A 12,049-nucleotide genomic window follows, 5' to 3' on the forward strand; every position below is an offset into this window, starting at 1 on the left:
TTCTGTTGTTTCTGGATCCGCGACAACAGAATAATCAGTATTTTTACCTAAGGTATTATTATAATCATCAACTCCAGCAACAGCGCGCGAATCTTCAAATTCAATCACACCAACCACGCCATTATATGCCGCAGTGGTATAATTCAATCGCGTTCTTAAAGTAAGTGCGTTAGCATTTTTTAAATCATTATCTTGATCTACAAATTCATACCTAAGATTCATATCTAACGTTGTTTTGCCACCAGTCACCGCATCAGTAAAATTATCAGCCAAAACCATCGAGCTGCTTAATACCAATCCAATACTCATTGCTAATTTGCTTATTTTCATCACTTCATTCCTTTGATGTTATTGTTAATATCCTCAGCAACCGCACTGGAAACAGCATTAATACTCAATAACGGTCTCTACACCCATTTATAGATGTTTATATCGCTTCAAAGAAAACACTAACAACAACAAAAACAGGTCGCAACATTTTAACAACATGCGCTCACGGATATTAACCTGAGGTTGATCTACATCACTAAATTTGACAAGGTTAGCCGTCAAACTGAATTGAAATGTCAAAAAACACAATAAAACCATATAGATAGTATGGTTACTTGACGATGATTGATTGATAATGAATATAAGGAAGGAATAAGACCTATAATAATGCTGACATACAGGTCTCAATTAGTTAGGAGAGGTTAGACGATTGCGCGACCTAAATATTCAACCAAGGCTTCAGACAAGTTAAGCCATTCTTCTTCAGGGACATAAGCCGTTGGATCGTCTTCATCATATTCACCGAACTCCTCCCAATATACTTCACGCACTGCACAGGCGAAGTCATTATTTAGTTCAGCCATATCAGCAATGCTGCCAAACCAAACTATATGGCGTAAATCGATGGTTAACTCGTTAACGTGTTCAATCCACTCTTCATCTGAATTTGCTTGTGCTTGTAATACTTTAAAGCGTTGCTTCGCAGCATGCACTAACTCTCCATCCATCTCGCCAGTATCCGCTAAAATAGCCAAATACTCGCCATAAATAAAATCGATAGCTTCTTTACGGCCACTACACCAGTGTAGCTTGGTGCCTCTGCTACCCAATACTGATGCATTGTAAGAATCATCAATATGCACGATAGCCCAGCTATCTATAAATCTACTCATGGTTTTCTCTTTATTTATGTGATGACAGGTTATCAATCGCTATTGTAACAAAAAATCGTTACGCTTGTATCTAACTTGATATACAGGCAATTGATATGAGCACAAATAAATTACCCAAGATTGCAATCATAGGTGCAGGCTGGTTAGGTAAACCACTGGCGCTGGCATTACGCTCGCAAGACTATCCGTTAACAGTCAGCTGCAGTCATGCCGAAAAAACAGCAAGCTTAATAGACCTAGGTATTCCAGCTGTAAGTGCGACACTAACCAGTGAACCACAAGGTGATTGGCAGGGTTTATTAGCCAATAAAGATATTGCGATCTGTCTGCTCCCCGCTAGCCGAGGTAATCATGCAGATACCCCCTTGGCGGAGCAAATAAAGCAATTATTGATCATGCTAAAGCACCATGATGTGGGTAAGTTTATTTTTGTTAGCTCCACCAGCATCTATCAAAAAACCGATAATAGCCTAACGGAAACATCACCACTCAATCCAACCAGTACTGTCTATGCCGCTGAACAGTTAATTCAACAACAGCAAGACATTGCGTACACCATCATCCGTTTTGCAGGGCTGATTAGCGAAGATAGAAATCCAACGCGAAGTTTATCCAAGAAGAGTGCTAGTGGGCATATCTTTGATGCTGGTGCATCACCGGTCAATTTAATTCATCAAAACGATGCACTTGGTGTCATTCAGCAAGTGATCAAACAGCAATGTTGGGGGGAGATATTCAATGCCTGCAGTGATCAGCATTCCAGCAGACAAGCATTTTATCAACAAAGCGCAAAGCAACTCGGCATCACCGTTCCAAATTTTACCGACGACAACAGTAAACCAAATTGCATCATTGCTAACGATAAATTGAAGCAATTATTAAGCTATCAATTTAAGTATCAGTCCGCTACAGATTTAGTAATTTAGGCTTTGGCATTTGGCTTCGCTTAAGGCTATCAAAACAGTATAGCGACATTAAAATGGGATGTCGTAAGCAGATACGCAGGCGCCCCCAACGATAAATGGTCTTTACTTGCTTTGCTACGATCGGGGTATAACATACCGCTGTGCAGGTTGCACAGGTTGGTTTTTCTGGACCACTGTCACAAAAAGCCAGTTTGCGTGCGGTCATTTGCTGTAACCGTTCGCAGTCACGACACACTTTACCTTGATAAACATGATGTTGTTTACAATACATAGTGATCATTGCATTTTGCAGGCGCATTTCGCGGTTTAAACGTGGGTGCGCTAAGATTTCAGAGACTGTTTTCATCGTATATCTATTTTATTTATTAGCCAATGAGCATCTCGGTTGAGAACGTTAATTGTTGGCTAAACAATAAAATTAATCTTGTATAAATTCAGAAGAGCGCAATTAGAACAGCAAAATTATCGAACTGCAAGACAAAACAACCATACGTTTAGTTTGCATTCGTTTTTATCTTGCTCGATTTATACTGTAATAATAAGACAACGGATTGTCATAATTACTGTCCTGCCTGCGCTAATCCAACGGTCACCGCATCTTTCGTTAACAGTTCAGGAAGCAACTTACCCTGCGGTAATGCCGGACCAAATACCTGATTAAAGGGAATAGCATAACGACCATAACGTTTTAAATAAGTTTCAATCTGACTATCCGGTTTGGTCCAATCGCCTTTCATTGCCACGACATTATCGGCATTTAACAAGGTAATAATATCACTACGCTGTAAGACAGCGCGGTCATTGACCACACAGGTAATACACCAGTCTGCAGTAATATCGATAAACACCGTTTTACCCTCGGCAATATATCCGGCAATTTTTTCTGGCTCAAATGCTTGCCAGCGTATTGTTGAACTCGACTCCGAACCTGTTTCAGAAAGACGGGATACCGATGCCGGAGACCAAATAATGGTATTAGCTAACAGCAAATACACCGCGAATGTGGTAACCAAGGCTCGAGGCCCTGGTTTAATGATCAGAAATATAATCATGGCACAAATGATGAGACTAAAACCAGTCCACAATATCAGGCTTAAATGCGCTTGTAACAGCCAAATTAACCATACTAAGGTCGCACATATTAATACTGCTAAAAATTGACGAAAACGTACCATCCACATACCCGGTTTAGGCATGACTTTAACGCAATTTGGCCAAGCTGCAATTAATAAATACGGCAGTGATAAGCCCAATGCCAAACCACTAAATATCACCATGATTTGCCAACTGGATCCCGCTAATGCAAACGCTACTGCAGTGCCTAAAAAAGGCGCCGAGCACGGCGTTGCTAATAACACTGCAAAAATACCTTGATAGAAATGGCCACGGGTTGAACCGGATAACTTATCCATCAAACTTTGTGGTAACTGCACATCGAATTTATCCAGCAGATTTAAGGCAAATAGTACCAGCACAGGGATCATCACCAATAAAAACGCTGCCGATTGAAATTGCACTCCCCAACCAAATCCAATACCAAAATATTTAAGCCCAATAAACAGTAAACCTAATAACCAAAAGGCGACAAAAATACCAGCGGCACTTAATAAAAAGTTAATCCGTCGTTGCGCACTCGATTCACTAACCGATTCAACCACCCCTAATAACTTAATCGACAATACTGGTAATACACAGGGCATTAAATTAAGAATAAAACCACCAGCAACCGCCAGTAATAACATGTAAATCCAACTTGGCAAGGTTTGCTCAATAACCGTCGGGGTAATATTATCGGTAAAACTAATACCACCTTGCGCATAGGTAAGTGTTACTTTTAGCGCTTGCTGAGGATCGAGTCGTGCAGGTGTACCCGCCATATCTTCGACCGTCATAATTAGCCGTGTCACTCCATCCGTTTGTGTTATTTTCGGTTGGCTAAACAAAGTAAAATCCACACCTTCGACAAAACCATCAACAACAGGCGTCGTTAACCCTGCCACTTCAATGATCAATTGTGATGACACACTATCCCAGCCCAGTTGTTGTAATGATGCCGATGTTGTACTGATATCGACAGGGACATTAGCAACATAGGGTTGTAACTGCGCGCTTGATGCTTTATCGATAGTGGAGGCTGTCGCCGGTAGCCTCAACGCAAGATTAACCTGCGCGCGTATACATACTTCACGACATACCAACATAGTAGTTTTGGCTGTTAACGATAACGCCTTAGTTGGATCTACCACGCGCACTTGCAAGGGATAAATAACTTCGTGTTTATAGCCATACGTTTCAACGTCATATACCATCATCCGCGTTGGAATAGGCCACAACCAATCAACTCCAGCTAAATTATCAGAACCTTGCCAATCAATGCTTGGGGGTGCACCTGCTAATCCCGCTGAACTCCAATAAGTTTTCCAATCATCATCCAAGGTGATTTTTAAGCCCATTGATAATACGGTAGCGCCGTTAACGCCATCCGCCGTTGACAATAACTGCGCCGTTGCTACTTTCGCCGCAGGGTCAAAGGCACTCGCACTTTGCTGTGCATAAGCGCAAGAAGACAGTAATAGGCAGAGTAAAAGATAAAATCGCATGCTAGTAAGTTCCCAATTTATATACTGTCTCTATCTTAAGCCAAGCCCTTAAGATATGAAATTAAAAATCTATGTATAACCAAACCATTGCATTCATTACCTAACCCAGTAACAATTAGATATGCTTCTTATCGAAAGCTACGCGAGCACGTATATTAAGGCGGAAGTAAATTTACTCCTTAATCAATTAACCACATCACTTTACAACAGGCAACTACAATGGATTACGCATTTGTTAAACACATGCACATGGGCATGGCTTACCTAAGTATCAGCTTCTTTATATTTCGTTCAATTTTGTCGGTCTCAGAGTCGGTATTATTACAAAATAAGGTAATCAAAATATTACCGCACATCATTGATACCTTGCTTATATTACTAGCCGGTCACTTAATGGTGACGATCCAACAATATCCGTTTGTGGATGCTTGGTTAACCGCAAAATTAGTCGCGCTTATCGCTTATATTATTGTTGGTACTATCGCGATTAAACGCGGTAAGACTGCAGTGATCCGTTTATGGGCAAGTGTTATTGCAGTGGCTATTTTTGCTTACATTCTTGGCGTTGCAAAAAGCCATGATGTGATGTCTTGGTTAGCGATCGCTTAAAGGAATACACATGGCAGCATCGGCACTATTACAGCAATACAGCAGGTTATTTCAAACATCTGGTAAACCAGTTCTTGACCTCGCCTGTGGCGCTGGTCGTAATGGTTTATATTTGCAGCAACAGCAGATACCTACTATTTTTGCCGATCAAAAACCGACGGTATTAACCAGTTTAGCGGCTATGCCTGGTATCAGCGCCGAGCAATGTTGGCAAGTTGATTTTGAAAATGGTCAGCAACAACTGCAGCCGAACAGCTATCAAGGCATCGTGGTGTTTCGCTATTTACATCGCCCATTGATTGACGATATCAAGCAAGCCGTGTGCGCTGGCGGTATTGTGATTTATGAAACTTTTACCGTTGAAAATAGGCAGTTCGGTCGACCTAACCGTGATGCGTTTTTATTGCAGTTGGGCGAGTTAAAAGAAATGTTCAGCGATTGGGAATGTTTGTATTATTTTGAAGGTATTAAACATAATCCAGATTGTGCAATTGCCCAGATAGTGTGTAAAAAACCGTAAAAAAAAGCGCCATGTTGAATCATCAACATGGCGCCCTTATCACAATCCGTTATTAAGCACGGATGAAGTCAATGTGTTGTAATTTTGGCTTGAACGCGTGGCGTTGCATAGCTTTAACTGTAACAGCCATTTCAGTACCGTCAACAACAAGAGTGATAACTGAAGAGAAAAACTCAGCGTTACCAGATTGTGCGTTGTTAATTAGATCGTGCTCTAATTCGATAGAGATTGCTTCTTCGCCTTGACCGTAGATTACAGCAGGGAATTTGTTAGCGTGACGTAGGCGGCGGCTCGCACCTTTCCCAAGGTCAGAACGTACTTTAGCTTCAAAAGTGAAAGACATAATCTTTTCCTAATAAGTAATAATAATTGGATCTGAACTAAAATTCAGATAATAAGCGTTATTTAACTGCTGCCTGCGACCGGGCAACAACAGTAATATTAACGGTGGCGGATGATACCATGCAAGCCGTATGACAACAAGTAAATGCGCATAACTAAAGACAGTAAGAAAGAAGCAAGCGAAGTCAGGTCGTATCAGCATAGAAGAGAAGTGAACCACAATTACCGTCTAGTTTGCCTAAACCTAAATTTTAGTCCGCAAATACATCACGCCATATTGTCATTTCAATCCAAACATTGAGAATGAACAAAATAAAGAATAACGCACTTCAATAAGGTACGATTATAAAGGTGCCTGATCGTATAATAATAAATTGATGAAGCCCTATAAATCAGCATTAACAATCGAATTTACATACTCTGCTAACATAATAACGGCATAAATATCTAAAGTAAGTTTAAGATCACTAAACCGAGTATTTCAATAAGTTAATACTACTTTAGACAAAGTTTATGCTGCTATACTGGAAATCTTAACCACCCTAACATCAACGATAATTTTGTAGGATCTTGTATGCTGGACTCAGAATTAATTAGGCTAAGCGAAGATGATAACCAAGCTGAAGTCCGTCTGGTTCCCAATAAACACGCACCACTTACAATCGTTGATTTACTTGAGTTACTTCATGTTGAGCCTTTCAACCAATTATCACCTATTCTCACCAACATTGAAGAAGCTGTCACCCAGATAAATGAACTCACAGGTCAACGCGCTGGCGCTGAAGAGTTCCTTTTTATTCTGGCAGAGCGTAATAATTGCCAAATTGAAATCAGTCTCAGTAAAGATAATATGCAGGCAGAAGTAAATCTGACTGCAGGCTGGGGTGACCAGCAAGTTTCAATTGATGATATTTTAACAGCGCTCAATAATAGAAATATTCATCAGGGTATTGATAAATCCAAAATAGCGGAGCAACTCACACAACTACCGGGCCTATCACCCGGCAAGCAGATTAAGATTATTGCCGCCCAAGGTCTATTACCTATCCACGGTAAAAATGCCGAATTAAAACGCCAAGTATCATTAGCCAGAGAGCGTTTATTAAAACCCCAGCTAAAAGCTGATGGTAACGTTGATATGCGTAATCTGGGTGAAATAAAGATGGTGCAGGTTGATGACTTGCTTATCGAAAAAATACCCGCAGATGAGGGCACTAAAGGGTTCGACTTATTAGGTAAAGAACTACTGCCAAAATCAGGTAAAGACATCAAGCTACAAGCCGGACCAGGTACTTGTATCGACCCCAACAATCAATTAAGGCTACTTGCTACTATTACAGGCCAAGCAGTTGAAGTCAGAGGCGTATTGCAGATTGATGACATGTTAACGATTAAAAATGTTGATGTCAGCACCGGCCACATTGAATTTAAAGGCAGTATCCTGATCACAGGTAATGTGGATGCCGAAATGATGGTAAAAAGTAGTGGTGATATTACCGTTATGGGATTTGTTGACTCGGCCACTTTAGAAGCCGAGGGCGATATTATCGTCAATAAAGGTATTTTAGGACGTCAGGTAGTCAATAAAAACAGACACCAAGAACTTGCCACTAAAATCACAGCTCAAGGACAAATACGTGCGCAATTTGTCCAGTACTCAGAGTTAACCGCCATTGGTGATATCATCATCACCAAACAATTATTGCATAGCGTGACGAATACTCAAGGCAAGCTAACCGTCAGCGACGGCTTTAACCGTCATGGTGACATCGTCGGCGGCAGTGTGAATGCGAATAATGGTATTAATGTGGTCAATATTGGAGCGACATCGGGAACTAAAACGGAAATATTTTGTGCTATGCAAGAAGATGAAATTCGAGTTCAAGTACAAGACCGTAGCGAAGAATTAAAAACATTAGTAGAAGATGATAACTCACTGTGGATTAAGATTAATAATTTACCGCATAAAGACAAGTGGAAACATGATCACGGTGTCGTTACTGAAATTAAAGAAATGCTGTATGAAAAAAATAGATTTAACCAGCAACGTGTAAATAATGAAGTTGAGTTACAACAATTACAACTGGAACTCAAACAATACTACCAAGTGCACCTCATCGATGTCGGAAAATGTATTTTTGATAATGTTACGCTGCATATTGGCTCAGCATCGACCGTCACACAGCGTGAACATGGTCCGTGTCGAGTAATACATAAAGACAAACACATTGATTTTTATTATGCTTAGCTAGCGGTAACTCATCCGTCCAACTTTACGTATTCCAACAAAAAGGCCTAAGTAATCACTCAGGCCTTTGTTTTGAATATTAATCGGCTAGATTAAAGACTAGCTAATGCTTGCGTAAAATCAGCCAATAAATCATCGGTATCTTCAATACCAATTGAACAACGGATCATGCTCTCGCTTATACCCGATTCTTGACGTGCAGCGAGACCAATTTCATGGAAAATCGTTGGCGCAACCGGCAGTGCTAAACTTCGATTATCACCTAAATGTGTCGCCCCAATAACCAACTTCAACTCATTCAAAAATTGGCAACAATCCAAACCTTCTTTCAAATCTAAACTGAGCATTGAACCTGATGCGCCAAATAGTGATTTAGCACGGGCATATTGTGGATGCGATTCCAGACCAGGATAATAAACACGTTCAACTTTCGGATGCTCTTCTAACATTAATGCTAGCGCTAGTGCCGAGCTTGATGATTGTTTTACACGTAATGCCATTGTTTCTGAACCTAGCGCTAATTGGCCTGCCGCTTCAGAGCTCAGGCAAGCGCCCATGTCACGTAGCCCTTTCTTCTTCATCTGCGCATAACCCCACATAGCAGGATCACCTTTACGATACGCTTCAAAGATATTTGGATACTGTGACCAATCAAACAGACCTGTGTCTGTAACAGAACCACCAATCACGTTACCGTGACCACCAAAACATTTAGACAACGAAGTAACGATAAGGTGACATTTTACTGCTTTAGGCTGGAACAAATAGGCTGACGTTATCGTATTATCGACAACATATAATAAGCCTTTGGCGTCGCATAACTCGCCAATTTCAGCTAAGTCACAGACTTGTGTCGCTGGGTTTGCGATTGTTTCCACAAACACCATTTTGGTATTTGCTTGGCAAGCAGCGGCAACGTTAGCCACATCGGTGGCATCGACGAGCGTAACTTCAATGCCAAAGCTTCTTAAAGTACCAAATACACTTGAGGTATTACCAAATAAGAAACGGCTAGCAACGATATGATCGCCACCTTTTAATAAAGTCAAAAATACCGCGACAATTGCCGCCATACCTGAGCTAAAACAAAGTGATGCTTTACCCTGCTCCATTTCACAGATCATATTCTGTAACATATCAATCGTTGGCGTCGCTTGACGAGCATAGGCTTGGCCAGCTTGTCGGCCTTGAAAGATATCGATAAGATCTTGAATATCATCATAACCATATGTTGCAGAGTTATAAATTGGGGCGTGAATAGCACCAAACTCTAAATTTTGGTTGTGATCATGATGAACTAAGTGAGTAGTGAATCCCTGCTCTTTCATTGTTATTCCTTCATACAACAAATTGACGTTAACCTCATTATTGATCAGGATGAGGTTAACTTATAGCGTTTATGTCATTTTATCATTACGGATAAACATCTCGGCTAATTGGGTTTTGTAACGAGATCAATGTTTCTGTCGATTGTACTTCTTCAATCTGTTGAATTTTATCAATCAATACTTTTTGTAATTCATCGATAGAGCGTGTCATCAACTTCACAAAAATATTATAATTACCCGTAGTGTAATATGCTTCAACGACTTCATCTAACGCTTTTAATTGCGCTAACGCAGAAGGATAATCTTTTGCGCTCTTTAGATTAATACCAATAAAACAACAAACGTCATAACCGAGTTTCTTCGGACACACTTCAACTTTAGTGCCTAGAATGACACCTGTTGATTTCATTTTTTCGACACGAACATGGATGGTACCCGCACTTACGTTAAACTTTTTTGCTAGTTCAGCATAAGGGACACGCGCATTAACCATGAGTGCATTAAGGATCTTTTTATCTAATTCGTCGAGATGAGTATTAAGCGGCATTACAACTTTTCCGATCATAAGTAACAATACAAGAAGTCGATTATAACGCTAAAACCATAATCATCTAGCGCATAATTTGAATAATCTTGAAAAAATACCACCTTTTTGACTGCATAACTGCGATTTGTTCATTATCTCATTAATTAATCGCTTAATTTGCCAAAATTGAAATTAGTTTTATCACAATGTTAAAAATATTATTGGTCACATAGCCTGCTTGAGTTACCATTTCGGTCTGCACACAGCGCAATTATTTATTCAGGTAACTTAATGTCTCAACAACAATATAATCTTATCGTCGTACTCGGCGCAACAGCATCGGGGAAAACACGTTTAGGGGTTGATTTGGCGAAACAATTAAACGGGGAAGTGATCTCGGGTGATTCTCGACAAGTCTACACTGGCCTCGATATTGGTTCAGGCAAAGATTTAGCTGAATATGGCGATGTGCCTTATCATTTGATTGATATTATCGAACCCGGTAAAGAATATAACGCCTTTCAATTTCAGCGTGATTTCTTCAAAGCATTCAAAGACATTAACCAACGCGATAAATTACCGCTACTTGTCGGCGGCACTGGTTTATACATAGATGCCGTGGTTGCTGGTTATGAATTTGTGCAACTCGATAAAAATATTCCCCAGCGTGAACAGTTTGCTGAAATGGCTTTAGCAGATGTACAACAAATTTTGCTTGAGCTTGATAGCCAATCCTATGAAACGACAGATATTACCGTGCGTCCACGTTTGTATCGCGCCATTGAAATAGCCCAACATGCTGCATCACAAACAAGTGATGCAGTCAAAATTATACTGCCAGAAATAAAACCGCTATATTTCGGCATAAAATGGGATCGCAGTGTATTACGTCAGCGCATCACCTTACGCTTAAAAGAACGCTTAGAAAATGGCATGATTGAAGAAGTCGAAGGACTGTTAGCGCAAGGTATAAGCCATGAGAAGTTAGAGTACCTTGGACTTGAATACCGCTTTGTCAGCCAGTATATCGAAGGTAAGATAAGCTATGATGAGATGTTTGATATATTGAATGTCGCCATCCATAAATATGCTAAACGCCAAGATACCTGGTTCAGAAGAATGGAACGTCAAGGCGCAAAAATACATTGGTTAGACGGTACAAGTGATATTAATCAACAAGCTCAGGCTGTATTAAGTCAATTCCAAAGAAGTTAATACTCCCGTCTCGAATCATTAATGCCAAACAGAACTTCTGACCATAAAAAAGCCACACCGGATCGGCGTGGCTTATTATCTAACTCTATCTATTTACTCAATTATCAATTTAAGTAAATACTTATCTAAGTCAGTATTATTTAGTGACTCGATGCTCTGGATTGTATTTATCCATCACCACAGCACAAACGGCATCACCGGTAATATTCAACGCTGTACGCACCATATCAAAAATACGGTCTAACGCGAATAACAGTGGTAAACCTTCGATTGGGATACCTGCCGCAAGTAGTACTGCCACCACAAGGAAAGACGGACCAGGAACACCCGCTTGACCAATAGCACCTAATGTTGATGTAAAGATGATAGCTGCATAAGCCGCCATGCCTAATTCAACATTGAACATTTGTGCAAAAAACACCGCAACAAGGCCATAATAAATAGCATTACCACTCATGTTAATCGTCGCACCTAGCGGCAGTACAAACGATGCCGTTGAATTAGCAATATTTAATTCTTTTTCACATACTTCCAATGTCACAGGTAATGTAGCCATTGATGACGCTGTTGAT

Annotated in this window: 12 protein-coding genes and 1 pseudogene; 5 read left to right on the top strand and 8 right to left on the bottom strand. The window is 40.3% G+C overall.

What is annotated here, in order from left to right; translation table 11 throughout:
• Together QNK26_RS16260 and QNK26_RS16265 are read right to left on the bottom strand one after the other, a co-directional pair.
• Window positions 1–330 (bottom strand): annotated as a pseudogene (locus tag QNK26_RS16260) (hypothetical protein); the annotation flags it as partial.
• 362 nt (window positions 331–692) lie between these two features.
• On the bottom strand, window positions 693–1,163 hold the full coding sequence (locus QNK26_RS16265) for a hypothetical protein (protein ID WP_319224952.1): 471 nt from the start codon (window positions 1,161–1,163) through the stop codon (window positions 693–695).
• Window positions 1,164–1,258: 95 nt separating this feature from the next.
• On the opposite strand from QNK26_RS16265, the gene QNK26_RS16270 reads away from it, so the two are divergent.
• Window positions 1,259–2,089 carry an NAD(P)H-binding protein gene (locus tag QNK26_RS16270; protein WP_319224954.1) on the top strand — a complete coding sequence of 277 codons (831 nt, stop codon included), beginning with the start codon at window positions 1,259–1,261 and terminating at the stop codon, window positions 2,087–2,089.
• On the opposite strand, the gene QNK26_RS16275 is transcribed toward QNK26_RS16270, so the two are convergent.
• Both QNK26_RS16275 and QNK26_RS16280 read right to left on the bottom strand, forming a co-directional pair.
• Complete coding sequence (locus tag QNK26_RS16275) at window positions 2,070–2,435, bottom strand: nitrous oxide-stimulated promoter family protein (protein ID WP_319224955.1); 366 nt, start codon at window positions 2,433–2,435, stop codon at window positions 2,070–2,072. The genes QNK26_RS16270 and QNK26_RS16275 overlap by 20 nt on opposite strands.
• A gap of 214 nt (window positions 2,436–2,649) precedes the next feature.
• Entirely contained in the window at window positions 2,650–4,689 is a 2,040-nt protein-coding gene (locus tag QNK26_RS16280; protein WP_319224957.1) for a protein-disulfide reductase DsbD family protein, read from the bottom strand.
• A 219-nt stretch (window positions 4,690–4,908) separates the two neighbouring features.
• Between QNK26_RS16280 and QNK26_RS16285 the strand changes: the two genes are divergently transcribed.
• Both QNK26_RS16285 and QNK26_RS16290 read left to right on the top strand, forming a co-directional pair.
• Entirely contained in the window at window positions 4,909–5,298 is a 390-nt protein-coding gene (locus QNK26_RS16285) for a SirB2 family protein (RefSeq protein WP_319224958.1), read from the top strand.
• Between the two features lie 10 nt (window positions 5,299–5,308).
• The gene (locus tag QNK26_RS16290; protein ID WP_319224960.1) at window positions 5,309–5,818 is read left to right on the top strand and encodes a tellurite resistance protein; all 510 of its coding nucleotides are present in this window, start codon (window positions 5,309–5,311) and stop codon (window positions 5,816–5,818) included.
• Window positions 5,819–5,870: 52 nt separating this feature from the next.
• On the opposite strand, the gene rplY is transcribed toward QNK26_RS16290, so the two are convergent.
• Window positions 5,871–6,161 (bottom strand): 50S ribosomal protein L25, encoded by a 291-nt coding sequence (rplY, locus tag QNK26_RS16295; protein ID WP_319224965.1) that lies wholly within the window; start codon window positions 6,159–6,161, stop codon window positions 5,871–5,873.
• 573 nt (window positions 6,162–6,734) lie between these two features.
• Between rplY and QNK26_RS16300 the strand changes: the two genes are divergently transcribed.
• The gene (locus QNK26_RS16300; protein WP_319224966.1) at window positions 6,735–8,408 is read left to right on the top strand and encodes a FapA family protein; all 1,674 of its coding nucleotides are present in this window, start codon (window positions 6,735–6,737) and stop codon (window positions 8,406–8,408) included.
• 92 nt (window positions 8,409–8,500) lie between these two features.
• Here the strand turns inward: QNK26_RS16300 and QNK26_RS16305 are convergent, their stop codons facing one another.
• On the bottom strand, window positions 8,501–9,736 hold the full coding sequence (locus tag QNK26_RS16305) for a cystathionine gamma-synthase family protein (protein WP_319224967.1): 1,236 nt from the start codon (window positions 9,734–9,736) through the stop codon (window positions 8,501–8,503).
• Window positions 9,737–9,821: 85 nt separating this feature from the next.
• Window positions 9,822–10,283: a transcriptional regulator AsnC gene (gene asnC, locus QNK26_RS16310; RefSeq protein WP_319224968.1), complete on the bottom strand. Its 462-nt coding sequence runs from the start codon at window positions 10,281–10,283 to the stop codon at window positions 9,822–9,824.
• A gap of 270 nt (window positions 10,284–10,553) precedes the next feature.
• On the opposite strand from asnC, the gene miaA reads away from it, so the two are divergent.
• The gene (miaA, locus tag QNK26_RS16315; RefSeq protein ID WP_319224969.1) at window positions 10,554–11,477 is read left to right on the top strand and encodes a tRNA (adenosine(37)-N6)-dimethylallyltransferase MiaA; all 924 of its coding nucleotides are present in this window, start codon (window positions 10,554–10,556) and stop codon (window positions 11,475–11,477) included.
• Between the two features lie 136 nt (window positions 11,478–11,613).
• Here miaA and QNK26_RS16320 read toward each other — a convergent pair.
• Window positions 11,614–12,049, bottom strand: a 436-nt coding sequence (locus tag QNK26_RS16320; RefSeq protein ID WP_319224970.1) for a dicarboxylate/amino acid:cation symporter, incomplete at its 5' end; no start/stop codon positions are given.

The sequence above is a fragment of the Moritella sp. genome (assembly GCF_033791185.1).
Taxonomy (GTDB): domain Bacteria; phylum Pseudomonadota; class Gammaproteobacteria; order Enterobacterales; family Moritellaceae; genus Moritella.